We start from the raw sequence: 26,992 nt of genomic DNA on the forward strand, positions 1-26,992 counted from the left end.
TTTCATTCCCTCGTTTGAAATGCCGTCAAACCGCGCCGTGCCTGCTTGTGCGGGCGATTGCCGGCATTGTTTTGAATGAAATCTCTATTTACTTCACACTGCCCGCAGCCCATAGTTGCGCACACAACGATAAGTCAATAAGCAGTCGCGTACCCCTTCGGAGACATAGGATGTTACGCATTCAAAACGGGCCCTTCCAGCATTCCGCCTTTGCGCGTGCCCCCGCGCGTCATCGTTTTCGCCGTGGTTATTGCATCGCGGCAGATTTATCGCGTTAGCGGCGGTTTTCACCACATTGCTTCTTGCCCTGGCGCTTGCCGGGCGGCGTGCCGCGCCAGTGGCGCGCGTCGCAAACGCGTTCATTGCTTTTGCTGATTTCTAAATCGATCTGCTGACAGAGCCGATCGTGCGCTGCTGGCCGTCGTATGCCGGCGGGCGGGGATATGGCCGGTGTTCTCCGGCACGAAACACAGCACGTCACAACACGTTTCAAAACCCAAGGAGGAAACCGTGGGTAATCAACGTCATTTCGTTGTTGTCATGGCAACCAGTTGCATGCTGGCGATCCCGTTCATTGGCGGGTGCGGGGGAGCGGATGATCCGGGCGCGTCGGATGTGGCGCAGTGTTCGGGCAGTTCATGTCCGCCCAGCGGCGCGAATACCTCGCCCACGACGCAGAGCATGCTGTGCCCGGCGTCGCTGGATTACTCGACCACGTACACCGGTGGCTCGGGCAGCGGCGAGTACATCAAGGTCAAGTTCGATACGAGCAAGAACACGTACCAGATGCAGTTCATCGAGTCGTCGGTGCCGACCTCAGCGGGACAGGTGAATACGACGCGCAAGGGGCTGACGATCAACGGTGCGTTTGTCCATCCGAGCAACTTGCCGACGCCCGAGCAGAACCGCTGTGCGTTTGTGCTGCAGTCGGGCAAGACGGACGACAACAGCTATGCCATCACCGTCAATCCGCAAGATCCGCCGATGCTGTTTGTGGGCCAGGGCATCGTGGGTGGCGGCATACCGGGCGCGACCATCCAGTTTGATGGCATCCAGCCGATTCCCGGCGTCGTGATTGGCGCAGTGCCTTCCCGTACGTTTGATTTCTATCCGTTCCTGGGCTTCTCCGAGACGGTCACGGACTTCTCACAGGTGGCCGGTCGCTACAACCAAGTGGGTGTCCATGTCACGCCGACGGGCTCGGGCAATCAGACGACTGCCCCGCAAGGCTGGCAGCCCGACGCCGTCAACTGGACGCAAACGTTGAATGCCGACGGTACCTGCACGGCCGAGGGCATCGACTATTCCTGCCACACGACCGGCACGCCGTGGACGCGGCGTCAGAACACCGATGGGTCGCAAGACAACGTGTTTGTCAGCAACCCGACGAGCGGCAGCGTGCCGTATCCGTATGTGGGGCAGGTGTCGCCGCTGGTGCTGCTGGCGCCAAGCCAGGCCAAGGGCATTCTGATTGCCGGCAAGCTGAACGGGCAGGTCGTGCCGGTGGTAATCCGCGTCGGCTATTCGCATAGCGATGCGGCGAACCTGCTCGCTTCGGTGGCGGATGACCAGATCGGCATCTCGATTCTGTCGCCGGCGACGGCCATTCCGGCCAATGTGCTCAAGGGTGGATACATCGGCGCAACCAGTGGTTCGGCATGTGGCGTGGTGACGAACAACGGCCCGAGCGGCGCGCCGGCCAGCGGCAATGGCTTGAACGCCACGGTGGATCATCCCGAGCTGTCGGGCGCGTACAGCGGCGGGTTCTTCCATGCCTCTGCGGGCAATTGCAGCGATGGCACGGCCGTGTCCACGCTCGCGGCCAACTACACGTCAACGCTGTTCCAGAACGGCACCGCGGCGTTCATCAATCCGCTCACCTCACGGGTGACGGCGCAGTTCTCACTCGATTACACGCAAGCCTCGCCCGGCAAGTTGCTGGTGACGGCACAGAACGACTTCAACGCGCAAGGCCCTGGCGGCAACGTGGCGTTGTTCAAGGCGGGCGACACGGGCGTGGCCGTCAAGGTGGGCAACGTGTACGCCATGCTGATGAACAACAACAAATACAACCCGTTCTTCACGGTGGGCGCATTCGTGCAGTAAGGCGCTTCAAGGAGGCGCTTCAACGCAATCGAGCGCGGCGGCTGTGCCTGCAACATGCGCGCCGCCGCGTCTGAACAACAACATGGAGGAGACGCAAATGCAATGGCGTACATGGTTGGCCGCGCTCGCATGCGCACCGATGGTGGCGGCACTTTTGACAGCATGTGGCGGGGGCGATGATCCGCCGCCCCCGGTGATCCAGCGCCTGTGCCCGCAGGCCATCGACTACAACACGGTGTTCACCGGCGGCTCCGGCTCGGGCGAGCTGGTGAAGGTGCAATTGGACACCACCAAGATGACGTACCAGATCACCTATCTGGCCTCGCCGATTCCCGTGACGACGGGCACCGTGGCACCCACGCGCGATACCGCGCCCAACAACGTGCAGAGCGGCACGCTCACGCAAGAGACGGCACTGCCGACCGAGAAGCTCAACCAGTGCGCATATCGCCTGAACAACGCGAGCCTCGACCCCAGCCGCCCGGCGCGGTTCTTCCTGGGGCAGGGCGTTCTGGGCGGCACGATTCCGGGCGCGACGATCCAGTTCGATGGCATCGTCGGCGTGGGCAAGATTGCGCGGACCACGTTCCCGTATTACCCGTTCATCAGTTTCTCCAACACCGAGACGGATCTGACCAAGATCGCGGGCAACTACAACCAACTCGGTTATCACCAGGTGCCATCGCAGAGCTTCTCGCAGCAGGCGGTCGATGCGCGGTTCACCATCAACGCGGATGGCACCTACACCGAGTGCGACAACCTGGGCGTGAAGAATGGGGGTGTGTGTCTGTCATCAAGCGCAACGGTCAACCAGAAGCTCACGCTGCGCAGCGATTCACCGGCCTTCACCACGCTGAACTACCAGCCGCAGGTGCCGGCAACGGTGTCCTCGCTCGACCCCAACAAGGCGGGCAAGGGCGTGCTGATCGTGGGCAAGCTGTACAACCAGCTCGTGCCGATCTTCATTCGCGTGGGGGCGGCCAACTCCGATCTGACAGCGGGCCCACCGGTGGCGGATGACGAGTCGGGCATTTCCATCATGGCGCCTGCCACGAACATTGCGCTGGGTTCGCAGGACGGCGAGTACACGGGCGTGGACAGCCAGTTCAACTATCGCGCCACTGCGCTGGTGGGCACGCAGGCCACGTTGCTCGATCCGTTCAATGCATCGCAGGCAGCGCTGACGCGCCCGCTGAATCTGGACTTCACGCAGTCGGTGCCCGGCGTGATCCGCACCACGCAGACGAGCGCACCGGCCGGCTCGGCCCCGACCGGCAAGCTGATCTTCACCGGCAAGACCTTCGGCTTCCTGGACATGAGCGACACGAAGAACCCGTACTTCACCGTCGGCGCCTTCGTGCAGTGACGTTTCCGGAACAACACGCCACGGGGCGCGGCACCGATGACGCAACGTCGGCCTGCGCCTCGCACAGAAGAACAGGAGGACGCATCATGAAACAACTGACTGTCGCGTTGGCGGTGGCCTGCGCATCCGCAGGTGCCATGGCGCAGCAGGCCGGTGACAACGTGGCGACGGTGGGCTGGTTCCACATCATGCCGCAGGATTCGAGCGGCAACCTCACCACCAGCGTGATCAACGCGCCGATCAATGATCCGCTGCGCTTGCCCGGCAGCTTCACGTCGCCCAACAGCGGGTTGCGCGTGAGCAATGCCAACACACTGGGCCTCACCCTCACGCACTTCTTTACCGACAACGTTGCGCTGACCACCATCGCCGGCGTGCCCCCCGAATTCAAGTTGACGGGGCATGGCGTGATCCGCGCGCCTGGGCCAGCCGGTGCACTTGGTCATGTCGATTTGGACGATCCGTCCAACCAGCCTGCCGTACGCAAGGCACGCCAATGGAGCCCGGGGGTCATCGTGCAGTGGTACTTCGGGCATGCGCAATCCAAGTTCCGGCCGTTTGCGGGGGTGGGCGTGGTCTACAGCTTCTTCACCAACATCGAGCTGAACCCGAACTTTGCGGCCGCGGTGAACCGTGAACTGGGTAGCGTGCTGGCGGCCGGCGCCGGCAAGCCGGGGCCGACGCACGTCGAGGGGAAATCGTCGTCGTCCTGGGCGCCCATCTTCAACCTGGGGGCGAGCTATGCGATCAACGAGCGCTGGGCATTGACGGCCACGGTGTCGTACATCCCGCTCAAGACGGAAGCGGCCACCGTGATCAAGGCGGCGGACGGCACCACGCTGGCCACGACCAAGACCACGCTCAAGGCCAATCCGATCATCACGTTCCTCGGGGTGTCGTACAAGTTTTAGCTGGGTATTGGCTGTCTGCGCCTGGCTAATTGGCGCGGCGCGAACCGAGCGGGAACCGGTTTGCGCCGCATTTTTAAGACGGTCTCTACCGTCAGTTCTAGTGAGGCAATAAATGAGCACACGTAAAGCCGTATCTCTTGCAGTTGCACTCGCACTTGCCACCGTAGCAGCCACCCCCGCACTTGCCGTCACCGTTTCGCGTGTCGATGGCCAGCCGATGAACCCGAACGGCGAGCCGTTCTCGGTCACCGGCCAGACCACGCTGTCCAAGGGCTCCATCAGCGCCAATTGCACAGCGACCTTCACCGGCACGATCACGCCGTCGGGCATCGTCAATATCACGTCCACATCGTTTACCGGCGGCGGGACGTGCGGCCTCATCTCGGGAACAGCCAGCAGCTCGAACCCGTGGACGGGCCAGGCCGACAGCACGACCCAGCTGTCGATCAACAATGCGGCGGTCAACGTCTTCTTGCTGGGCGGCTGTGGCCCGAGCAAGGTCGTGACCGCGTGGAACGATCCGAACTCGTCGTTGACGTTCACCAACGCGCTGCTCACGCCGGACTGCACCGTGAGCGGCACCGTCGTGTCGTCACCGAAGTTCCACGTGCAGTAAGCACGTAACCGGTTGACTGGCGGATGCGCAGCCGCGGTCGATCGGCGTGAAGCAATGGGCCCGGCATGTCGGGCCTTGTGCGTTTTCAGGCAATACCCCTGCCGCCGATAGCGACAACGCGGGTGGATGATAAGTGGCATGATCCGGGCTCGCCGCTGCAACGGGGCAGTGGTTAATTTCACAGGAGCCAAGACATGCGTTTGTTCACCTCTGTTGCTGTGGCCGTTGCGATGGCTGCTTCGATTGGCGGAGTTCACGCCCAGACCGCGACGCCCGCTGCAACCTCCACTCCAGCCTCCACGCCCGCCGTCACACAACAACGCGCGCAAGTGCCCGGTTACTACCGCATGGCCCTCGGCGACGACGTTGTCACCGCGCTGTATGACGGCTACGTTGACTTGCCCGCCAAGACACTGGTCGGTCTGAGTGCGCAATCTGTGCAGAGCCTGCTGGCACGGATGTTCGTGTCGAACACGCCGGGCATGCAGACGGCGGTGAACGGTTTCCTGATCGACACGGGCAGCCAGCGCATTCTGGTGGATACCGGTTCGGGCACGTGCTTTGGCCCGACCATGGGTGGTTTGGCCGGCAACGTACGTGCGTCGGGCTACCAGCCCGAGCAGATCGACGCCGTGCTGCTGACCCACCTGCATCCGGACCACGCCTGCGGCTTGCTGACTCCGCAAGGGCAACCGGCGTTCCCGAACGCGCAGGTCTATGTGGCCGCGCCGGAAGCCGATTTCTGGCTGAGCGAAACGATTGCCGCTTCCAAGCCGAAGGACATGCAACCGTTCTTCCAGATGGCGCGTACTGCAGTGGCGCCATATGCGGCGGCTGGCAAGCTCAAGCAGTTCAAGCCGGGCGATGACGTGGTGGCCGGTGTGCGATCAGTCGTCGCCAATGGTCATACGCCGGGGCATAGCGGTTATCTGTTCGCATCCAAGGGGCACAGCCTGCTGGTGTGGGGCGACCTCGTGCACAGCCACGCGGTGCAGTTCCAGCACCCTGAGGTTGCGTTCGAATACGACGTCGATCAGAAGCAGGCCGTCGCCTCGCGCCGCAAGCTGTTCAACGAAGCGGCGCAGGACAAGCTGTGGGTGGCCGGTGCGCACCTGCCGTTCCCCGGCTTGGGTCACGTGCGCCGCGACGGCAAGGCCTTCGCCTGGGTGCCCATCGAGTACGGTCCGCTGCGTACCGACCGCGCGGACTGATGGGTTAGACGCCCGCTGGTCGCCGCCTCTTGAACACGCCTACCAGGTGTCGATGAAGCGGCGCGTGGCGGGATCGCGCGCATGTCGTGCTGGTGCGGGCGGCACCGATTGCAGCCCGTGCAGCAGCCAGCGCCGCGTATCCGCCGGATCGATCGCCGCGTCGATCTCCAGATAGGTCGCGATGTTCAGCGCGCGGCCTTCCTCGTAAGCGGCGTCGACCATTTTGCGGAACAGCGCCTCGCGTGCTGCGGGGTCTTCCACCGCTTCCAACTCCTTGCGATAGCCGAGGCGGATGGCGCCTTCGATGCCCATGCCGCCGAATTCTCCGCTCGGCCACGACACCGTGAAAAACGGCGCATGGAAGCCGCCTGCCGCCATGGCCATCGCGCCAAGCCCGTAGCCTTTGCGCAGTACCACGGTAAAGAAGGGCACGCGCAGGTTGCCCGCCGTGACGAACATGCGGCTGACGTGGCGCACGGTGGCCGTCTTTTCCGCCTCGGGGCCGACCATGAAGCCCGGCGTGTCGCACAGCGAGACGATCGGCAAGTCGAACGCGTTGCACAGCTGCATGAAGCGCGAAGCCTTGTCCGCCGCAGCCGAATCAATCGCGCCGCCCAGATGGCGCGGGTTGTTGGCGATGCAACCGAACGCGCGACCCTCTATGCGGATCAGCGCGGTAATGATGCCGACGCCGAAGGCCTGCCGCAGTTCCAGTACCGAGCCGGTATCGGCCAGCGCCTCGATCACGGCGCGCATGTCGTAGCTGCGCAATCGGTTCTCCGGAATGACATGGCGCAAGCAGCGGCAGTCGGCGGCGCTCCAATCGGCGATCGGGCCCTGGAAGTAGCTGAGATAACGGCGCGCGGTATCCACGGCCTCGGCTTCGTCTTCAACCAGTACGTCGATCACGCCGTTGGGTGCCTGCACGTTGACTGGGCCCACCTCTTCCGGTGCGTACACGCCAAGGCCGCCGCCTTCGATCATCGCCGGGCCACCCATGCCGATGGTCGCGTTGCGCGTGGCGATGATCACGTCCGCACAGCCGAGCAGCGCGGCGTTGCCGGCAAAGCAACGGCCCGACACGATGCCGACCGTCGGCACCAGCCCCGAGAGGCGCGCGAAGTGGATGAACGTCGGGCAATCGAGGCCGGTCACGCCTTGCGTTTCGGTATCGCCAGGACGGCCGCCTCCGCCTTCGGCAAACAGCACGACGGGCAACTTCCATTGCTGCGCCAGTTCCAGCGCGCGGTCCGTCTTCTTGTGGTTAAACGTGCCTTGCGTGCCGGCCAGCACGGTGTAGTCGTACGCGAGCACCATGCAGCGCGCGTCCTGATCGCCGAAGTGCGCTGCGTTGACCGTGCCGATGCCGGTGATGATGCCGTCAGCCGGCGTTGCGCGGATCAGGTCATCCAGCGAACGCCGCTGGCGTTGCGCGGCGATGGCCAGCGCGCCGTACTCGATGAACGAGCCGTCGTCGCACAGGTGGTCGATGTTCTCGCGTGCCGTGCGTTGGCCTGTCTTGCGGCGGCGCGCGACGGCATCCGGTCGGTTGGCGTCGAGGCCGAAGGCGTGGCGGTCGATGACAGCCTGCAGGTCGGGGCGGATGTGATCGAGGTCGACATCGGCGTCGCTGGCGCCCGCATCCGGTTGTGTGTCGCTGCGCTCGAGCACGACCAGTGGCTGGCCCTCACGCACCGTGGCGCCTGCGTGGGCGCAGACTTGCCGCACGTGTCCTGCGGCCGGCGCGGTGATCACGTGCTCCATCTTCATCGCTTCAATCACGGCCAGCACGTCACCACGTGCAACGTTGGCGCCCGCTTCTGTGTTGATCTGGACCAACGCGCCGTCCAACGGGGCGGTGAGCAGTTCAGCGTTGTCGGGAAGCTCGTCGACGAACGATTCTGTCGGCGCGAGATCGGTGGCGGCGCTGGAGGTTGCGTGCAAGGTCGGATGCGCTTCGCCATTGTCGCCAGCGAGTTCGGCCAGCTTCGCATCGAGGAATTGCGTGTGCACGGCGTTGGCCTGCACATCGGCATCGCACAGCAGGTCTTGCAGCAAGCGCTTGTTGGTGGCCAGCCCTTCGATGCGGAATTCGCACAGCGCGCGGTACGTTTGTGCCAGCGCTTGTGCATACGTGCCGCCCGGTGCGTGGACGATCAACTTGGCCAGCAATGAATCGAAGCGCGGGTTGGGCCGGTAGCCGGCATGGCCACAGGTATCGACGCGCACGCCGGGGCCGTTGGGCGGCTCGAACGCGGTCAGCACGCCGGTGGCGGGGTGGGGCTGGCCCGATGCGTCGAGCGTCTCTGCATTGATGCGCACCTGAACTGCGTGGCCGCGTGGCGTGCTCGGCTGAGCGAGGCCCAGTTCGGCAAGCGAAGCGCCCTGTGCAAGCGCCAGTTGCGTCACCACCAGATCGACGCCCGTCACCATCTCCGTGACGGTGTGCTCGACCTGCACGCGCGGGTTGGCCTCCATGAAGTAAAACCGGGCATGCGGCGTGCCAGCACCTTCCACCAGAAACTCGAACGTGCCGATCCCGCAGTAGCCAGCCGATTTGGCGAGCGTGACGGCTGCATCGGCAATGCGCGCACGCAGCGCGTCGTCCAATGCGGGGCTGGGCGCGATCTCAATCAGCTTCTGGTGACGGCGCTGCAGGCTGCATTCGCGTTCACCGAGGTGGACGACGTTGCCGTGGGCGTCCGCAACGATCTGGATTTCGATATGGCGCGGCGTTGGCACCAGCGCTTCCACGTACACATCTCCGCTGCCGAATGCGGCATTGGCTTCGGACACGCAGCGGGCATAGGCCTCGGCAATCGCCTGCGCATCGTGCACGGCGCGCATGCCGCGTCCGCCGCCGCCAGCCACCGCCTTGATCATCATGCCGTGCGAAGGCGGTAGCGCGGCAAAGAAGGCTTGCGCTTCCTCAAGCGTTGTCGCGCCACGCGTGCCGTTGACGATCGGAATGCCAGCCTCGTGTGCGAGTGCCCGTGCGCGTGCCTTGTCACCAAAGAGATCGAGCACACGCGGTGCAGGTCCGACAAACTGCACGCCCTGGTGCACGCCCTGGTGCACGCACTGGCGAGCGAAGGCCGCGTTCTCGCTGAGGAAACCGTAGCCGGGGTGGATGGCATCGGCGCCTACGGCACGCGCGGCCGCCAGGATGGCTTCACCGTCGAGATACGCGCGCGGGCCGGTGCCGGGCAGGGGCACGGCTTCTTCGGCGCGCAGTACGTGCAGCGCATCGCGGTCATCTTCGGAATAGACGGCGGTGCAGGGCAAGCCCACCGTAGCGGCAGCGCGGGCAATGCGGATGGCGATCTCGCCACGGTTGGCGATCAGCAGTTTGCGAAACGTCATGTCGGGCGATAGCGCGTGAGCTTGGATTTGTATACCGCCCGGTAAGCATATTGAGGTGGTCCTTGATGCGTCAAGCGTTCAGGGTTTCGATGCCCCGAAGATGCGTGCACGCCACGCCGTGTTTGCGGACGGCATGCGAAAATGTGTGACATGTCCTCCGTCCGCAAAACGGCCGCGTCCGCCGATCCTGACGTGCAATCGCCTGCTGAAACCGAAGCACCCGCCACTGCAACGCGCCCGCATATCGCCGAGCGGCAGGAGGCCCGCCGCCGGCAGATTCTCGACACCGCCGCGCAGCTCTTCTACACCAAGGGCTACGCGGGCATGACGATGAGCGATCTGTGCAGTGCGCTCGGCGTGACCAAACCAGCGGTGTACTACTACTTCACCGACAAGTACGAGATTTTCGACATCCTGTGCCGCGAGGCCGCGCAGATCTGCCTGTCGGCCATTCGCGAGACGGCCGATCCGGCGTTGCCCGTACGTGAGCGCCTGCAGGCCTGTTTGCTAGAGATGGCGCGCCGTTGCATCGACTGCCATTACGCTGCCGCGCTCACGTATCGTGACCGGCAATACCTGCGGCCTGAAACGGTCGAGTGGCTGCACGGCATGTCGCGGGCGTATTACCGCGATCTGTATGCGCTGCTGGACGAGGGCAAGCGTGCCGGCGTGTTCGAGTTTGGCGATGCGCGCGTCGCCGCGCACTCGATGGGCGGTGTGATGGGGTTCATGTACACGTGGCACGACCCCTCGCGCATCGATGCCGGTGTGCTGGCGCACGAACTGTCGGGCGCCATGATGAAGATCATTCTGCCGGCCGCGCCCAGCCCGGCTGTTAAACCCGCGCCTTGAGCGCGGCGCCTGCTACCGTTTTCGGCAGCGCGGGCAGGCGGAAGACCTCCTGCGTCATCAAGTCGATACCGCAGTCCAGGGTTTCCACCCAATCGATAAAGCGGTTGACCATGGCCTTGCCCCGGAAGGCCTGGCCGTGTTGCGGCACGATCCATTCGACATCGAGCCCGCGCACCATCTGTGCCCAGAGCCGGCACACCCGGTTGCCGCTCATGTAGCGGCGGTGGAACGGCGCCATCAGCGGCAGATGTGCATCGAAGTCCTCCACGGGTTTGGCGGCCACGTTGGCATGCACCATCGATGCCCCCAGATCGCCCGAGAACAGGATGCGCGACACCGGATCGTAGAACTGGAAGTTGCCCTCCGAATGCAGAAAGTGCGCCGGCACCGCCAGCACATGCGACTGCCCCAGCGGAATGGCCATGCCCGTATCCGGGATCGGCACGATGCGGCCTTCCGTCTTGCCCACGTTGCAGAAATGCGGCAGAAACCGCTCCCACACGCGCGAGATCAGGATGTCGCAACTGGAACTCGTGAGCCAGCGCCCCGCCGACGCAACGATGTCCGGATCCGCATGCGATGCCAGCACGTAGTCGAGCTGCTTGGGCGGAAAGTACTTGTTCATCGCCAGAAAGAGCGCGTTGTACGTCATCTGGCCACCCGGATCGATCAGCGCGCCGTGGCCGTGGTCGACCACGAGAAACTGGTTGGTCTGCACCGGCAGATCGTCGTGATCGTCGACCAGATCGGAAAACATCAGGCAGACGTGGTCAGCGGATTCAAACAGGGTGGTGACCATGGGGGCTTGGGCGCAGGTTGGAATGCTGCGATGGTCGCGCAGCACGGGCCGGCGTGACTTGATCCGGGTCAAGACAGATGGGGTGCTGCCTTGGCCTGGGTGAGGCGTTCATCCGTCCTACGCCACGTCTCGCATGATAAAATCTTGATTTTTAACGCTTTGCGCGAGCCGCTAGCGGTCCTTTTTTGGGATTTCCCGCCTGGGTCTGTCGCGCCACCATGCCACCCGGCATGCTGCCTCCCCATATGAACACTGCACCCATGACCGACGCGTCAGAAGCACCGGCTAACGATTCGGTGACATTCGACAGCTTCGGCCTGCATCCGGACGTCCTCCGCGCGCTGTCCGAAAGTGGCTACACCAAGCCCACGCCCATCCAGGCTGCCGCCATTCCGGTGGTGACCGCCGGCCGCGACGTCATGGGCGCCGCGCAAACGGGCACCGGCAAGACCGCCGGCTTCTCGCTGCCGATCATCCACAACCTGCTGCCCGACGCCAATACGAGCGCGTCGCCGGCGCGGCACCCGGTACGGGCGCTGATCCTCACGCCCACGCGCGAACTGGCCGATCAGGTGTACGACAACGTCGCCAAGTACGCGAAGTACACAGCATTGCGCAGCGCAGTCGTCTTCGGCGGTGTCGACATGAACCCGCAGACAGAGCAACTGCGCCGCGGCGTGGAAATCCTCGTCGCCACGCCAGGCCGTCTGCTCGATCACGTGCAGCAGCGCAGCGTGAACCTCTCGCAAGTGCGCATGCTGGTGCTCGACGAAGCGGACCGCATGCTCGACATGGGCTTCCTGCCCGATCTGCAGCGCATCATCAATCTGCTGCCGGCACACCGTCAGACGCTGTTGTTCTCGGCGACGTTCTCGCCGGAGATCAAGAAGCTGGCCGCCAGCTACCTGCGTCATCCGCAAACGATCGAGGTGGCGCGCAGCAACGCCACCGCAGAGAACGTCCGCCAGATCATCTATACGGTGCCGGATAACCACAAGCAGGCCGCGCTCGTGCACCTGCTGAAGCAGCGGGCGGACCAAGGCCTGCCGCGCCAGTGCATCGTGTTCTCCAACAGCAAGATCGGCTGCTCGCGCCTGGCGCGCGCGCTGGAGCGCGAAGGCATCAACGCCAACGCTATCCACGGTGACAAGACGCAGACCGAGCGTATGCAAACGCTCGAAGCGTTCAAGCAGGGTACCGTCGATGTGCTGGTCGCCACCGACGTGGCAGCGCGTGGTCTCGACATCTCGCAGATGCCGTGCGTGATCAACTTCGACTTGCCGTTCAACGCAGAAGATTACGTGCACCGCATCGGCCGCACGGGCCGCGCTGGTGCTTCGGGGGATGCGCTGTCGCTGTTCGCTCCGGGTGACGAGCGATTCCTGGCCGATATCGAAAAGCTGATCAAGCGCAATCTGCCGCGCGAGCAACTGACCGATTTCGACCCGACCGGCGAACAGGCCCGCGATCGGGAACGCCGCGAGCGTGATGAGAAGCGCGCGCGCAGTGAAGTGCGTCGCGCCCGTGAGCGTGACGAGCGCAACGGTGCCCGCGTGCTGGATCACACGATCGTGCGCCCGGCGTTCCGTCCGTCGGATGATCCGTTCTTCAACCGCCCGTACGAATCGACGGCGCCGGCGGATGCCGCTGATGCCAACAAGCCGGCCCAGCCGGCAGGTCATCCGCGCACGGCCAAGCGCCCGATTGCCGCACTCCTGGGTGGCGTGCCGCGCAAGCGCTAAGTCATTGTTGTGAAAACGGCGGCAGCTAGGCCGCCGGGGCCAATTGCGCCAGGCGATTGGCCCATGCTGGGACGGCGTCCCGGTAGAACCCTTCCATATCGTCTGCACGAATGTCGAGCCCGAGGTGCCGCGCCGCTTCTGTCAGCGCGGCGAGCGGTTCGCTGCGGTTCACTGCGTGCGCGCCGGTCTGCTTGCTGAGCTTCTCGCCATCTGCATTCACCACCACGGGCACGTGCAGGTAACGCAGAGCGGGCAGCCCCAGCAGCTGCTGCAGATAGATCTGACGCGGCGTTGAGTCGAGCAGGTCCGACCCCCGCACGACATCCGTCATGCCCTGCGCGGCATCGTCCACCACCACCGCAATCTGATACGCCCACATGCCGTCGGCGCGCTTGAGCACGAAGTCGCCCACGGCTTCGGCCAGGTTTTGGCATTGCACGCCTTGCCAGCGGTCGTTGAAGCAGACCGTGGCAGCATCGGGCTCCGGCACGCGTACGCGCCAGGCGCGCGGCTGGCGGCCGTGGAGGCCGTTGCGGCAGGTGCCGGGGTAGATGAGGGTTTGATGGCGCAGGCGGCCGTTGGCGTCGATGGTCGTGACGGAATCGGCAATCTCGCGCCGCGTGCACCCGCACGGATACAACTTGCCGATGGCCTGGAGCTGCTCCAACGCGGTTTCAAAGCGCGGCAGGTGCGTGCTTTGCCACTGCGGCGCTTCATCGGATACCAGCCCCAGCGCTTCCAGCGAGGCAAGGATGTCGCGGTCCGCTCCCGGCACATTGCGTTGGAAATCGATGTCTTCAATGCGCACGAGCCATGTGCCGCCGTGCACGCGCGCATCGAGCCAGCTCGCCAGCGCGGTGACGAGCGAGCCAATATGCAGCGGGCCGGTAGGCGAGGGCGCAAAGCGGCCGCGGTATGCGCCGCGAGGTAACGCGCTCGCGTTTTCCGAGGTGTCGAGATTGGCTTGGGACAAGGCGAAGCTCCGAATGCCGATGTCGCTATTCTGCGGGATCGATGCGGTTACTGCATCAGCAGGGCTTGCACCAGGCGTGGATCATCGAGCTTGTCGACCCACCATTGCAGCGCCTTGCCGCGCATGTTGCTTCGCCACGCCGCCTGGAATGCGCCGGCGCGCTTGTCCTCGGTGGTTTCCTTGGCGATCAGCACGCCGGAATCGAGGTAAGGCTGCGCCAGCGGCACCGGCAGCCAGCCGCAGCCCAGGCCGCGGATCTGCGCCTGCACTTTGTCGGCCATGGAGGGCACCACCAACGTGTCTTGCCCGGCCAGGATGCCGACGGTGCGGGCAGGCAAATTGCGCGACGTGTCCCCCACGGCAACGATGCGGTGCCGTGAGATCGCGCTGGCGGGAAGCGGCTCTTCCATGTGCGCAAGCGGATGATGCGCCGCCACCGCAAATACGAACGGAATGTTGCCCATAGCGCGCGTCTGGATACCCTGCACCTGCATCACCTGCGCGGGCCCGAGCAGCAAGTCGGCGCGGCCAGAGAGCAGCGCGTCCCACGTGCCGGCCAGCACCTCGCGGCAGAAGCGCAGGCGCGTCGCGGTGTTCTCGGCATAGAAATCCTGGATGACCGGCATGAGTGCTCGAAAGTGAACCAAGTCATCCACGACGATGGTTAGTGTCGCCTCCCAGCCGGTGGCCAGGCGCTTGACGCGGCGGGCGAGGTCGTCGGCGGCCTGCAGCAGGTGGCGGCCTTCGTCGAGCAGCGCGCGCCCGGCAGGTGTGAGTTCTGCTCGATGCCGACGGCGGTCAAAGAGCAGCACGTCGAGGTCGTCTTCCAGCTTGCGCACCACATAGGTGAGCGCAGAGGGCACCTTGCCAAGCTCGTGCGCGGCGGCAGCAAAGCTGCCTTTGCGTTCAATCGCGTCCAGGACTTCGAGGGATTCCAGCGAGAGCGCCATGTTCAGAATTTTTGATGGGATGAATCAAAGCCGTACCGCGTGAATATAGCGAATCCGCGTAACATCCGTCCATCAACGCAGTAATTTGGATAGGAGATTCATCAAAATGATTGAAATCCGCCCCTCTCAAGACCGCGGTTACGCAGATCACGGCTGGCTGAAGTCGTATCACAGCTTCTCGTTTGCCGATTACATGGACCCGGAACACGTGCAGTTCGGGCCGTTGCGCGTCATCAACGAAGACCGCGTCGCCGCAGGCATGGGCTTCGGCACGCACGGCCACCGCGACATGGAAATCATCAGCTACGTGCTGGACGGCGAGCTGGCGCACAAGGACAGCATGGGCAATGGCAGCGTGCTGCGCACCGGCGATGTGCAACGCATGACGGCTGGGACTGGCGTGCGTCACTCCGAGTTCAACCACGCGCAGGACCAGACCACGCACTTCCTGCAGATCTGGGTGCTGCCCGCGCAACTGAACCTGACGCCTGGCTACGAAGAACGTCATTTCGACGAGGCCGCGAAGCGTGGCAAGCTCGCCCTGATTGCCAGTGGTGACGGGCGCGATGGCTCCGTGAAGGTGCATCAGGACATGGCGCTCTACGCCGGCAAGTTTGACGGCGCTGAAACGGCCACGTTGGCCATCGCTGAAGGCCGTCGCGCCTATGTGCACGTGGTGCGTGGCAAGCTGAGCGTCAACGGTCGCCCCCTGGTCGGCGGTGATGCAGCCAAGCTCACCAGCGAAGCTGCGGTGACGCTCTCCGGCGGCGAAGACAGCGAAGTGCTGGTGTTCGATTTGCCGTAATGTTGGCGGCGCACGCTAGGTGCGCCGTTTTTCGTTTTTCTGTTTTTTTTCTGTCGTACCCCAACCCACAAGAGGATTCCCATGGCACGCGTTGCGATCGTTTATCACAGTGGTTATGGCCATACCAAGAAGCAGGCCGAGGCCGTGTTTGCCGGCGTGCAAGCCGCCGGTGCCGAAGCGCACCTGATCTCGGTGGCCGATGTCAATGACGGCACCTGGGAGGTGCTGGCCGGTGCCGACGCCATCGTCTTCGGTGCACCGACCTACATGGGCGGTGTCTCGGGCGACTTCAAGAAGTTTGCCGATGCCTCGTCTAAGGCATGGTTCACGGGCGCATGGAAAGACAAGATCGCCGCCGGCTTCACGAACTCGGCGTCGATGAACGGCGACAAATTTTCGTCGATCCAGTACCTGTGGACGCTGTCGCAGCAGCACGGGATGATCTGGGTCGGCACGGGCATGATGCCGGCCAACAGCAAGGCGGCCACGCGCAACGACGTGAACTACCTGGGTGGGTTTGGTGGTGCGCTGTCGCAATCGCCGTCGGACGCCAGCCCCGAAGAAGGCCCGCTGCCCGGTGATCTGGAAACTGCCAAGCTGTTCGGCGAGCGCGTTGTCGCCATCACGAACCAATTTGTGCGCGGCCGTCAGTAAGAAGGTTGAGCGCCCAAAGAAAAACGCCGGCATGTCCGGCGTTTTTTGTTGGCGCGCGATGTGGGGTGCGGGCTTAGAACCGCGTACCTGTTCCGCAGAACACGCCCCGGTTCGAGCCGCCCGCGCAACTCGTGGAGCAACCGCCCAATGTCGTAAGGCAGAGCATGCAGAGGAGGGCGGCGGCGAGGCGCTTCATGCGGCGGCGCGGGTCTTCTGGCTGTCCGCGCAATGCGGGCAGCGCTGGCCGGGGATGTAGTCGGGCGATTGCTGCTCTTCCGGCGTCACAACGGCGCGGCAGGCGAAGCATTGTTTCGGGCCGGCCGGCAGCAACTTGGGGTTGAGCGCCGTGCGGTGATCGAAGACGAAGCAATCGCCGTCGTAGTGGTCGCCGCCGACTTCCTCGAAGTACTTCAGGATGCCGCCTTCGAGTTGGTACACCCGCTCCACACCGATCTCCTGCATGTGGATCGCGGCCTTTTCGCAGCGGATGCCGCCCGTGCAGAACGACACGACGGTCTTGCCGGCAAAGTCATCCTTGTGCGCGGCAATGGCAGGCGGGAATTCGGTGAACTTCTTGATGCCGTAGTCGACGACGTTCTTGAACGTGCCGACTGCCACTTCGTAGTCGTTGCGGGTGTCGAGCATCACCACCGGGCGGCCTTCGTCGTCGTGGCCTTGGTCGAGCCAGCGCTTCAGATTCGGTGGCGTGATGAACGGCGCACGGCCCTCTTCCGGGCGGATCAGCGGATGGCGCATGGTGATGATTTCTTTCTTCAGGCGCACCAGCAGGCGGCGGAACGGCTGGTGGTCCGAGATGCTTTCTTTCGGGTTCAGATCGGCAAAGCGCGGATCGGCGCGGAGCCAGCCGACGATGCCGTCGATCGCCTCACGCGAGCCAGCCAGGAAGATATTGATGCCCTCGGGTGCCAGCAACACGGTGCCCTTGAGCTCGCGCGCCTGGCACTCGGCTAGCAGGGCGGGGCGCAGGGTCTCGCGGTCTTCGAGGGTGACGAATTTGTAAGCGGAAATATTGACGATCTGCATGTGCTGCCGCGCCGGTTTTGGGGCGCCTGGGTAACCCGTTGATTCGTAAGCCGAAATTATAACGGCCCACGCAGTGGCGCGGGTTGCTGCAGGTCAATTTGGCAGGCGCCGAATGCTTGACGGAAGGTGTCAGCCGTTACAATACGCGGATGAATTCGCCGCGCTTCGTCCACCTCCGTCTCCACTCCGAATATTCCGTCGTCGATGGCAACGTCCGCCTCGACGATGCCGTTAAGGCCGCCGCCAAAGATGGCATGGGCGCCCTGGCGCTGACCGATCTCGCCAACGCCTTCGGCCTGGTGCGCTTCTACAAGGAAGCGCGCGGCAAGGGCATCAAGCCCATTGTTGGCGCCGACGTGTGGATCACCAATCACGACGAGCGCGACAAGCCCAGCCGCCTGCTGCTGCTGGTGCGCAACAAACAGGGCTATCTGAACCTGTGCCAGCTGCTGGCGCGTGCTTGGCTCTCCAACCAGCATCGCGGCCGTGCGGAAATTGCCCCCGAATGGTTTGACGAGCCCGGCGTGGAAGACGCGCCGCTGGCGTCCGGCCTGCTGGCGCTGTCCGGCGCCATGGGCGGCGACATCGGCATGGCGCTGGCCAACGGTAACGACGCTTTGGCGCGCAAGCTGGCGACGAACTGGTCGCGCATCTTCCCGAACGCGTTCTACATCGAACTGCAACGCGCCGGCCACGCTGGTACCGAGGCGTACATCCAGCAGGCGGTGAAGCTGGCGTCGGCGATGCAACTGCCGGTGGTCGCCACACACCCGGTGCAGTTCATGACGCCGGATGACTTTACGGCGCACGAGGCGCGTACGTGCATCTCGGAAGGCGAGCTGCTCGCCAACCCACGCCGCGCCCGCCGCTTCACGACCGACCAGTATTTCAAGACGCAGGACGAGATGTGCGCGCTGTTCGCCGACATCCCGTCCGCGCTCGCCAACGCGGTGCAGATCGCGCAGCGCTGCAACCTGACGCTGGAGCTGGGCAAGCCCAAGCTGCCGCTGTTCCCGACGCCTGACGGCATGTCGCTGGACGACTACCTCGTCCACCTCGCCAAGGAAGGTCTGGAAAAGCGCATGGAGGTGCTGTTCCCCGACGAGGCGGTACGCGAGTCCAAGCGCGCCGAGTACTACGCCCGCCTGGAATTCGAGACTGGAACCATCATCAAGATGGGCTTCCCAGGCTACTTCCTGATCGTGGCGGACTTTATCAACTGGGCCAAGAACAACGGTGTGCCGGTGGGGCCGGGCCGGGGCTCGGGTGCAGGCTCGCTGGTGGCGTATGCGCTGGGCATTACCGATCTGGACCCGCTCAAGTACAACCTGCTGTTCGAGCGTTTCCTGAACCCGGAACGTGTGTCGATGCCTGACTTCGACATCGACTTCTGCCAGCACGGCCGCGACCGCGTCATCCAGTACGTGAAAGAGAAGTACGGCAAGGACGCCGTCTCGCAGATCGCCACCTTCGGCACCATGGCCGCCAAGGCCGCGGTGCGCGACGTGGGCCGGGTGCTCGACCTCGGCTACAACTTCGTCGACGGTGTGGCCAAGCTGATCCCGTTCAAGCCGGGCAAGCTCGTCACGCTGGAAGAGGCCAAGAAGGAAGAGCCGCTGCTGGCCGAGCGCGAAGCCAACGAAGAAGAAGTCAAACAGCTCCTGGAACTCGCCCAGCGTGTGGAAGGCATGACGCGTAACGTCGGCATGCACGCGGGCGGTGTGCTGATCGCCCCGGGCAAGCTGACCGATTTCTGCCCGCTGTACACACAAGGTGGGGAAGACGCCGGCGTCGTCAGCCAGTACGACAAGGACGACGTGGAAGCCGTCGGCCTGGTCAAGTTCGACTTCTTGGGACTGACCACGCTGACGATTCTCGATTGGGCCGAGCGCTACATCCGCATGCTGGATCCGTCCAAGGCGGACTGGAACTGCAGCCAGATTCCGCTGACCGACAAGGCGGCGTTCGACATCCTCAAATCGGCCAACACGGTCGCCGTGTTCCAGTTGGAAAGCCGCGGCATGCAGGGCATGCTGAAAGACGCCAAGCCCGACCGCTTCGAGGACATCATCGCCCTGGTGGCGCTCTACCGCCCGGGCCCGATGGACCTGATCCCCAGCTTCTGCGCCCGTAAGCACGGCCGCGAGAAGGTGGAGTACCCCGACCCGCGCGTCGAGCCGGTGCTCAAGGAGACCTACGGCATCATGGTCTACCAGGAGCAGGTGATGCAGATGGCGCAGATCGTGGGCGGCTACTCGCTCGGCGGCGCTGACTTGCTGCGCCGTGCGATGGGTAAGAAGAAAGCCGAAGAAATGGCCGAGCACCGCGCGCTGTTCCGTGCGGGCGCGGCCAAGGATGGTCTGACCACCGAGAAGGCCGACGAGATCTTCGACTTGATGGAGAAGTTCGCGGGCTACGGCTTCAACAAGTCGCACGCGGCCGCGTATGCGCTGCTGGCGTACTACACGGCGTGGCTGAAGGCACATCACCCGGCCGAATTCATGGCAGCCAACATGTCGCTCGCCATGGACGACACCGATAAGGTGAAGATCCTCTATGACGATTGCGTCGGCAAGAACGGCCTGAAGGTGCTGCCGCCCGACATCAACGCGAGCCAGTATCGCTTTGCACCGACGGACGCCAAGACCATCCGCTACGGCCTGGGTGGTATCAAGGGCAGCGGGCAGGGTGCCATCGAAGACATCCTCCGCGCGCGCGAAGACGGTCCGTTCAAGGATCTGTTCGACTTCTGCGAACGCGTGGACCGCCGTCAGGTCAATCGACGCACGATCGAGGCGCTGGTGCGTGCCGGCGCGTTCGACAGCCTCAATGACAACCGCGCGCAGTTGCTCGCCTCGATCGGCCTGGCGATGGAAGCCGCCGAGCAGAAGGCGGCAGCGGCCAACCAGGTGTCGCTCTTCGACCTGATGAGCGGCGACGATGCCGAAGCGCATCGTCCCGAACTCGTCGACGAACCGGCTTGGACCACCAAGCGCAAGCTGCAGGAAGAAAAGCAGGCGCTGGGCTTCTACCTGTCCGGCCACCTGTTCGACGAGTGCCGTGAAGAAGTTCGCCGCTTTGCCCGCACCACGCTGGCCGATCTCGCCCAGGAAGTGACGAGCAAGGGCAGCGGCGGAGGTGGTGGCTACGGTAACCGCGATGCGCGCAACAAGACCGTGGCCGGCGTGATCGTCGGCCAGCGCACGCAGATGACCCAGCGCGGCAAGATGCTGATCGTCATGCTTGACGACGGCTCCGCCAGCGAAGCCACGGAAGTGACGGTCTTCAACGAAGTCTACGAAGCCAACCGTGCGCTGTTCAAGGAAGACGAAGTGCTGATCGTGCAGGGCAGCGCGCGGCATGACATGTTCACCGGCGGGGTGCGCGTCACGGCCGAATCCGTCATGGACATGACGCGGGCCCGTGCCAAATTCGCACGGGGGATTCGTCTGTCCATGAACGGCGATTCGACCGCGGCCAAGCTGCGCGATTTGCTCACGCCGCATGTGGCAGCCGATGGCAATGGCGTCTCCGTGTGCATCAGCTATGTGTGCGAGCAAGCCCGCTGCGAAGCCGTGCTCGGCGATGCGTGGCGCATCGTGCCGAGCGAGGACGCGATTGCAGCGTTGCGCTTGGCGTTGGATGCGCAGAACGTCGCCACGCTTTACGACTGATTTCCCCACCTGAACACAATGAACGGTTTGATGAAGCGACCCGGTATGGTCGACGCCCGGCATGCGCCGTTGGCGGCGTTTTTGCTGCTGTACCCCCTGGTCGCCATTGCCGTGCGCGGCGGTGCGAGTGCATTGCTGATTGTGGCGAGCTTGGTTGCACTGTGGGCCGTGGTGACGTCTCGTTCCGCATCGGCCGGGCTTGCCTTGCCACGAGATATCGATCGGCTCATCCAGGCGACGTGCGTGGCGATGGCGGTGCCGCTCGTTGCCGTCTTGCTGAGCGAGGCTTGGCACGCGCAGATGCGCTGGAGCGCGTTTGATACGCCTTCGCGTTTTCTGGTGGCGGTGCCGCTGCTTCTCGCGCTGCGCAGGGTGCCGTTGCGCTGGATGCGCTGGTGCGATCTGTCGTTTACGGTGGCCGCTTTTGCTGCCCTTGGGGTCGGCCTGTGGAGTGGGCGCGACTGGGGCGGCAATCGCTTGGGCAGCGCGTTTCTCAACCCCATCCACTATGGCGACATGGCGTTGGCATTGGGGGTGCTGTCGGTGCTGTCACTGAACTGGTGGCGCAAAGACTCGCTGGCCGTACGCGTGCTCAAGGTGGCTGGCTTGCTGGCCGGGTTGGCGACGTCATTGCTGAGCGGATCACGCGGTGGATGGGTGGCGATTCCCGCCATTCTGCTGCTGGTGATGATTGTGCGAGGGCAGAACAAGCCTTTGCGTTGGCGCTTGCTGGTGCCAGTGGCTGCGGTGCTGGGCGTGGTGGTGGTCTATCTGGTGTCGGCCTCGATTCAGGTACGCGTTCACGAGGTATGGTCCGACCTGGCGCAATTTGCGCAGGGCCACAAGGACACCTCGATTGGTATCCGCTTGCAGATCTACCACGCGGCGGTGATTCTGACGGAAAGCCATCCGGTGTTCGGGCTCGGGGCAGGCGGCTTTTGCAGCAACCTTCAGACGCTGGTCGATGCCGGACAGATGACGCCAATGGCCCGCGAGCTGGGTTGCGGTGAGGCCCACAACGAATTGTTGGCGTTCACCGCCGCATATGGCTTGTTGGGCGGCTTGGGGATTGTCGCGATCCACCTTCTGCCTGCCATGCTGTGCTGGCGCTGTCTGAAGTCACCCATCGCACCCATGCGCCGTGCTGCGCTGATGGGCTTGGTATTCGCCGCAGCGTTTTTTGTATTCGGGCTGACGGTGGAAATTTTCACGTTGAAGCAGACGGTGTCGTTCTATGCAGCCGTCATGGCGATTCTGGCGGGCATCGCTTCCCATGTCGGCCATCCTTCCGATCGCACGCACCAGCATTGAGCGCCATGTTCAGCATCCTGATCCCCACCTGGAACAATCTGCCTTATCTCAAGCTGTGCATTGAGAGCATTCACCGGCATTCTGCGTTTGCGCACGAAATCATCGTCCACGTGAATGAAGGCAATGACGGCACGCTTGACTGGCTGCGCGAACAGAATCTGCCGCATACCTGGAGCCCAGGCAACGTCGGCGTGTGTCTGGCACTCAACGATGCGGCTCGGCTGGCCTCCCGCGAGTGGATTCTGTTCATGAACGACGACATGGTCGTCACGCCCGGCTGGGACCAGGCGCTCATGTCGGCGGTGGAGGCGGTAGGAGATCAGTTTGCCTATCTGGCTGCGCAACTGACGGAACCGACGGATACCGGCAACGTGCAGGTCAATGTGGCCGACTTCGGCACCGGGCCCGACAACTTTGACGAAGCGGGCTTGCTCGCCCACATGGCGAACCAACCGCCCTCGGCGGACCGCGATGGCGTGGCGCTGCAGCCTATGCTGGTCAGCCGGAGGCTGTGGCATCTCGTGGGTGGCTACAGCATCGAGTTCGGTCCTGGCATGAGCAGCGACGACGATTTCCTGATGAAGCTGTGGCTGGTCGGCTGCCGCATTTTCCGCGTGGTGGGCGCGAGCCGCATTTATCACTTTGGTTGTTCGACCACGCGCCGGGTGCGCCGCAATCGCGGTGGGCGTGAGTTCTTGCTGAAGTGGGGCATTACGCAGCACGCCTTCGCGCGCGGCTATGTGCGTGCCACCGCGCAGGCGGGTGCAGCCGGCGCACTGCCTACCGTGCCCGAATCGGGCCTGAAAGGGCGCTTCAAGCGGGCGCTTTACGCGCTCAAGCTATACCCGACGGGCGACTTGCGCGCCTGGGAACCCAACCTGCCGGCGCAGCTTGTCACCCGCGCGCCCGACGAGAAAATCGGCCGCTGATTTATGCAGCGGTCAGCTCACGCGCGCGCTGGTATTTGCGGTAGCTGACGGACGCGTTCATCCGCGCAATGGCCCAGCCGGCTTTGCCATCCAGAAACCCGCGTCGCAGCAGCAGCGTGCGGATGAAGGCCCAGCCCCCGTGCAGCGCCGGCGAAAGCCACCCGGGCCGCTTGCCGCGTGCGGCAAATTCACGCGCACCGGCTTCCGCATACTGCGCACTCTTGCGCTGCACTTGCTCCATCGACGTGTAGCTGTAGTGCAACAGCGAAGCATGCAGGCGGCCAGTTGTCCCAGTTACCTGCAGGCTTTCGTGGACGAGGTTGTCGGAAAAGCGCGCCTGACCGCGCCGGACCAGGCGTGTCACATAATCGGGCCGCCAGCCGCAGTGGTGCACCCAGGTGCCGCAAAACTGCGACAAACGCGGAATCGCGTAGGCGTTGGTGCCAGTTGCATCCGCTTGGGCGATCGCGGAGCGAATTTCATCAGCCAACTCGGGCGTGACACGCTCGTCCGCATCGATGGAGAGAATCCACTCGCCATTGGCCGCGTCGAGGGCGCGGTTTTTCTGCGGGCCGAAGCCGGGCCAAGGGCCGTCGTCTTCAATGAGGCGCGTGCCGTGTGCACGGGCGATGTCGCGCGTGGCATCGGTGCTGCCGGAATCGAGCACGATGACCTCGTCGGCTAGCCCCGCAAGCGAGGCAATGCAATCACCGATGTTGTGCGCTTCATTGCGCGTGAGGATGGTGGCACTTAGCTGGATGGGCATGGCAAAGGGCGTGCGCCTGCGGTGTTTGGTCGCTGTGTTTGGCGGCAGACTCATCGCGTGTGTCTGAGCCGCTGCACTTTGGCGCGGGTTGGCGGCGGGTATTGTGGCACAGGCCCCGGGATTGCAGGCGGTACAATATGCGACCGCCACAAGCGGGTGGCTGCACTCCGCGGCCATTCCTGATTTCCGCTATGTTCTCCATCCTACTGCCGACCTGGAACAACCTCCCACTGCTCAAGTTGTGCGTGCACAGCATCCGCACGCATTCGGCGTACGACCATCAGATCATCGTGCACGTCAACGATGGTTCTGACGGCACGTTGGAGTGGGTGCGCGAGCAGGGTCTGGATCACACGCATTCCCCGCAGAACGTCGGCATCTGCCTGGCCGTCAATGAGTCGGCCATGCTGGCCAAGCACGATTACATCGTCTTTCTGAATGACGACATGGTCTGCTGCCCTGGTTGGGATACCGCGCTCGTGCGTCGGCTGGAGAAGCTGGATACCGATCTGTTCATGCTGTCGGGCTCCATGATCGAACCGGTCGACACCGGCAACCCGTGTGTGGTCGTGGGTGACTACGGCCGCGATGCCGATACGTTTGACGAAGCCCGCCTGCTGACTGACGCGCCGCGCTTGGTGCGTGGTGATTGGTACGGTGCTACGTGGCCGCCGACTGTGGTGCACCGGCGCTGGTGGTTCAAGCTTGGCGGCTACAGCAGCGAGCTCACGCCCGGCATGAGCAGCGATAACGATTTCTCCATGAAGCTGTGGCACGCCGGCTGCCGCATCTTCCTGGGCGTGGGCGAGTCGCTCGTCTATCACTTCCAGTGCAAGTCGACTGGCAAGGTGAAGAAGAACGATGGCCGGCGCCAGTTCCTCAACAAGTGGGGCCTGTCGCAGTCGACGTTCGACAAGTATTTCTTGCGCCGTGGCACACCGGTCGGCGCCGACTGGCGGCTGCCCGAGCCGGAACTGACCTCCAAACTGCGCTGGGACTTGCGACGCAATGACCTCTCGCGGCGGCTGCGTCCTGGTGTTGACGTTCTCTGAGTTCCTACTGATACGAGGCCCGGATCGTCTCCGGCCGATTTTCCCTTTGATTCCATGGCAGTGACTGATTCTTCGAAGACCGCATCACCGGCGCCCCAGCCCGGCCATTTCAAGCGCCTATGGGGCTATCTGCGCCCTGAGATGACCGCTTTCATCCTCTCCATGGTCGCCATGGGCGTGGTGGCGGCCACGGAGGGGATCATCCCCAAGGTGGTGAAGGACTTGCTGGACCAAGGCTTCGGCGGTGAATACGCCGGCAAGCTGTGGCAGGTGCCGGCCATGCTGGTGGGTATTGCCGTGGTGCGCGGCGTGGCGCAGTTTGCGTCGACGTACCTGCTGAGCCTCGTGTCGAACAAGGTGCTGCTGAACCTGCGCATGAAGATGTTCGAGCGCCTGCTGCAGGCGCCTGCGTCGTTCTACCAGCGCAACACGGCCGCGTCGCTCATCAACGCCGTCATCTTTGAAGTCAACCAGGTGCTGCAGGTGCTGACCGGCGTGTTTATCACGATGGTGCGGGACTCGATGACGGTGCTGGCGCTGCTGGTCTTCCTCTTCTATACCAACTGGCGCCTGACGCTGGTGGTGGCGGTGATTCTGCCGGTCATCGGCCTGCTGATGTCGCGCATCAACCGCCGCTTGCGCTCGCTCAACCGCGAGAGCCAGAATCTGACCAACCAGGCCGCCTACGTGGTGGAAGAGGCGGTGGGGGGTTACAAGGTCGTCAAGCTGCACGGTGGCGAGGCGTATGAATCGCTGCGCTTCAACGCCATGACCAACCGCCTGCGCGGGTACGCCATGCGCGTGGCCGTGGCCGGCGGTTTGAACCAGCCGGTGACGCAGTTCCTGGCGGCGCTGGCGCTGTCCATCATCTTGGCGATTGCCATGCTGCAAGCGCAAGCCAACCAGACCACGGTCGGTGGCTTTACCGGCTTTGTGATGGCGATGCTGCTGCTGATCTCGCCGCTCAAGCACCTGACGGATGTGAACCAGCCGCTGCAGCGTGGCCTGACTGCCGCCGAATTTATCTTCGGCCTGATCGACACGCCCATTGAACCGCAAGATGGCGGCAAGCCGATCGACCGCGCTCGAGGCGACATCCGCTTCGACAACGTCACCTTCCGCTACGGCGAAGATGGCCGTGCTGCGCTGGACAGCATCAACCTGCATGTCAAGCCGGGCGAAATCGTTGCGCTGGTAGGCCCGTCGGGCAGTGGCAAGACCACGCTGGTGAACCTGCTGCCGCGTTTCTTTGATCCGACCTCGGGCACCATCTCGCTCGACGGCGAAGCACTGGCCGATCTGTCGCTGCATGACCTGCGCCGCCAGATCGCCTTTGTGAGCCAGGACGTGGTGCTGTTCAACGACACCATCGCTGCCAACGTGGCCTATGGCGCGCGTGATGCGTCCGAGATCGACATGGCCCGCGTACGCCGTGCGTTGGAAGCCGCCTATCTGACCGATGTGGTGGACAACCTGCCCGAGGGCGTCGACACCAATATCGGCGATAACGGCTCGAAGCTCTCCGGTGGTCAGCGCCAGCGTTTGGCGATTGCTCGCGCCATCTACAAAGACGCGCCGATCCTGATCCTGGACGAGGCGACCTCCGCGCTCGACTCCGAATCCGAGCGCCAAGTGCAGGCTGCACTCGAAGCGCTGATGCAGGGTCGTACGACGCTGGTGATCGCGCACCGCCTGTCCACCATTGAAAACGCCGACCGCATCGTCGTGCTCGAGCACGGCAAGATTGCCGAAGCCGGCACGCACCGCGAGCTCATCGACCGCGATGGGTTGTATGCTGGATTGCATCGCATCCAGTTCGCCACCCAGTAAGCCGTTCACTTGCGGGCGGCGTGCTCGTGATGCTCAAA

Annotated in this window: 20 protein-coding genes; 14 read left to right on the plus strand and 6 right to left on the minus strand. The window is 63.8% G+C overall.

Annotated elements, in window-relative coordinates; genetic code table 11:
* Positions 1–540 precede the first annotated feature (540 nt).
* The 5 genes from ACN9M1_RS04420 to ACN9M1_RS04440 all read left to right on the plus strand — a co-directional run bounded on the left by ACN9M1_RS04420 (position 541) and on the right by ACN9M1_RS04440 (position 6,210).
* Positions 541–2,106: a DUF2957 domain-containing protein gene (locus tag ACN9M1_RS04420; protein ID WP_426398797.1), complete on the plus strand. Its 1,566-nt coding sequence runs from the start codon at positions 541–543 to the stop codon at positions 2,104–2,106.
* Between the two features lie 97 nt (positions 2,107–2,203).
* Positions 2,204–3,472: a DUF2957 domain-containing protein gene (locus tag ACN9M1_RS04425; RefSeq protein WP_426397726.1), complete on the plus strand. Its 1,269-nt coding sequence runs from the start codon at positions 2,204–2,206 to the stop codon at positions 3,470–3,472.
* An 86-nt stretch (positions 3,473–3,558) separates the two neighbouring features.
* On the plus strand, positions 3,559–4,383 hold the full coding sequence (locus ACN9M1_RS04430) for an OmpW/AlkL family protein (RefSeq protein WP_426397727.1): 825 nt from the start codon (positions 3,559–3,561) through the stop codon (positions 4,381–4,383).
* A gap of 112 nt (positions 4,384–4,495) precedes the next feature.
* Positions 4,496–4,999, plus strand: coding sequence for a hypothetical protein (locus ACN9M1_RS04435; RefSeq protein WP_426397729.1), 504 nt, complete (start codon positions 4,496–4,498; stop codon positions 4,997–4,999).
* 194 nt (positions 5,000–5,193) lie between these two features.
* Positions 5,194–6,210, plus strand: a complete 1,017-nt coding sequence (locus tag ACN9M1_RS04440) for an MBL fold metallo-hydrolase (protein WP_426397731.1) — start codon at positions 5,194–5,196, stop codon at positions 6,208–6,210.
* Between the two features lie 39 nt (positions 6,211–6,249).
* On the opposite strand, the gene ACN9M1_RS04445 is transcribed toward ACN9M1_RS04440, so the two are convergent.
* Positions 6,250–9,573, minus strand: coding sequence for a carboxyl transferase domain-containing protein (locus tag ACN9M1_RS04445; RefSeq protein ID WP_426397733.1), 3,324 nt, complete (start codon positions 9,571–9,573; stop codon positions 6,250–6,252).
* A 150-nt stretch (positions 9,574–9,723) separates the two neighbouring features.
* On the opposite strand from ACN9M1_RS04445, the gene ACN9M1_RS04450 reads away from it, so the two are divergent.
* Entirely contained in the window at positions 9,724–10,425 is a 702-nt protein-coding gene (locus ACN9M1_RS04450) for a TetR family transcriptional regulator (RefSeq protein ID WP_426397735.1), read from the plus strand.
* On the opposite strand, the gene ACN9M1_RS04455 is transcribed toward ACN9M1_RS04450, so the two are convergent.
* Positions 10,409–11,224: an MBL fold metallo-hydrolase gene (locus ACN9M1_RS04455; protein WP_426397736.1), complete on the minus strand. Its 816-nt coding sequence runs from the start codon at positions 11,222–11,224 to the stop codon at positions 10,409–10,411. The genes ACN9M1_RS04450 and ACN9M1_RS04455 overlap by 17 nt on opposite strands.
* 260 nt (positions 11,225–11,484) lie before the next feature.
* On the opposite strand from ACN9M1_RS04455, the gene ACN9M1_RS04460 reads away from it, so the two are divergent.
* The gene (locus tag ACN9M1_RS04460; RefSeq protein ID WP_426397737.1) at positions 11,485–12,966 is read left to right on the plus strand and encodes a DEAD/DEAH box helicase; all 1,482 of its coding nucleotides are present in this window, start codon (positions 11,485–11,487) and stop codon (positions 12,964–12,966) included.
* Positions 12,967–12,991: 25 nt separating this feature from the next.
* Here ACN9M1_RS04460 and gluQRS read toward each other — a convergent pair whose 3' ends face one another.
* Complete coding sequence (gluQRS, locus tag ACN9M1_RS04465; RefSeq protein ID WP_426397739.1) at positions 12,992–13,939, minus strand: tRNA glutamyl-Q(34) synthetase GluQRS; 948 nt, start codon at positions 13,937–13,939, stop codon at positions 12,992–12,994.
* 47 nt (positions 13,940–13,986) lie between these two features.
* Positions 13,987–14,889: a LysR substrate-binding domain-containing protein gene (locus ACN9M1_RS04470; protein WP_426397741.1), complete on the minus strand. Its 903-nt coding sequence runs from the start codon at positions 14,887–14,889 to the stop codon at positions 13,987–13,989.
* Positions 14,890–14,995: 106 nt separating this feature from the next.
* On the opposite strand from ACN9M1_RS04470, the gene ACN9M1_RS04475 reads away from it, so the two are divergent.
* Together ACN9M1_RS04475 and ACN9M1_RS04480 are read left to right on the plus strand one after the other, a co-directional pair.
* A complete protein-coding gene (locus ACN9M1_RS04475) occupies positions 14,996–15,694 on the plus strand; it encodes a pirin family protein (RefSeq protein WP_426397743.1) in 699 nt (232 codons plus the stop codon).
* Between the two features lie 81 nt (positions 15,695–15,775).
* The gene (locus ACN9M1_RS04480; RefSeq protein ID WP_426397745.1) at positions 15,776–16,348 is read left to right on the plus strand and encodes a flavodoxin family protein; all 573 of its coding nucleotides are present in this window, start codon (positions 15,776–15,778) and stop codon (positions 16,346–16,348) included.
* Positions 16,349–16,540: 192 nt separating this feature from the next.
* On the opposite strand, the gene ACN9M1_RS04485 is transcribed toward ACN9M1_RS04480, so the two are convergent.
* Positions 16,541–17,392, minus strand: a complete 852-nt coding sequence (locus ACN9M1_RS04485; RefSeq protein ID WP_426397747.1) for a sulfurtransferase — start codon at positions 17,390–17,392, stop codon at positions 16,541–16,543.
* A 149-nt stretch (positions 17,393–17,541) separates the two neighbouring features.
* On the opposite strand from ACN9M1_RS04485, the gene dnaE reads away from it, so the two are divergent.
* The 3 genes from dnaE to ACN9M1_RS04500 are packed head-to-tail and all read left to right on the plus strand — an operon-like array spanning position 17,542 to position 23,306.
* Positions 17,542–21,066: a DNA polymerase III subunit alpha gene (gene dnaE / locus ACN9M1_RS04490; RefSeq protein WP_426397748.1), complete on the plus strand. Its 3,525-nt coding sequence runs from the start codon at positions 17,542–17,544 to the stop codon at positions 21,064–21,066.
* Between the two features lie 30 nt (positions 21,067–21,096).
* Complete coding sequence (locus tag ACN9M1_RS04495) at positions 21,097–22,377, plus strand: O-antigen ligase family protein (protein ID WP_426397750.1); 1,281 nt, start codon at positions 21,097–21,099, stop codon at positions 22,375–22,377.
* A 5-nt stretch (positions 22,378–22,382) separates the two neighbouring features.
* A complete protein-coding gene (locus tag ACN9M1_RS04500) occupies positions 22,383–23,306 on the plus strand; it encodes a glycosyltransferase family 2 protein (protein WP_426397752.1) in 924 nt (307 codons plus the stop codon).
* A 1-nt stretch (position 23,307) separates the two neighbouring features.
* Here the strand turns inward: ACN9M1_RS04500 and ACN9M1_RS04505 are convergent, their stop codons facing one another.
* Positions 23,308–24,072: a glycosyltransferase family 2 protein gene (locus tag ACN9M1_RS04505; protein WP_426397754.1), complete on the minus strand. Its 765-nt coding sequence runs from the start codon at positions 24,070–24,072 to the stop codon at positions 23,308–23,310.
* 191 nt (positions 24,073–24,263) lie between these two features.
* Between ACN9M1_RS04505 and ACN9M1_RS04510 the strand changes: the two genes are divergently transcribed.
* Positions 24,264–25,124: a glycosyltransferase family 2 protein gene (locus ACN9M1_RS04510; RefSeq protein ID WP_426397756.1), complete on the plus strand. Its 861-nt coding sequence runs from the start codon at positions 24,264–24,266 to the stop codon at positions 25,122–25,124.
* A gap of 54 nt (positions 25,125–25,178) precedes the next feature.
* Positions 25,179–26,954, plus strand: a complete 1,776-nt coding sequence (msbA, locus tag ACN9M1_RS04515) for a lipid A export permease/ATP-binding protein MsbA (protein ID WP_426397758.1) — start codon at positions 25,179–25,181, stop codon at positions 26,952–26,954.
* The last annotated feature ends 38 nt before the right edge of the window (positions 26,955–26,992 follow it).

Source organism: Ralstonia sp. R-29 (assembly GCF_049913345.1).
Lineage (GTDB): Bacteria > Pseudomonadota > Gammaproteobacteria > Burkholderiales > Burkholderiaceae > Ralstonia.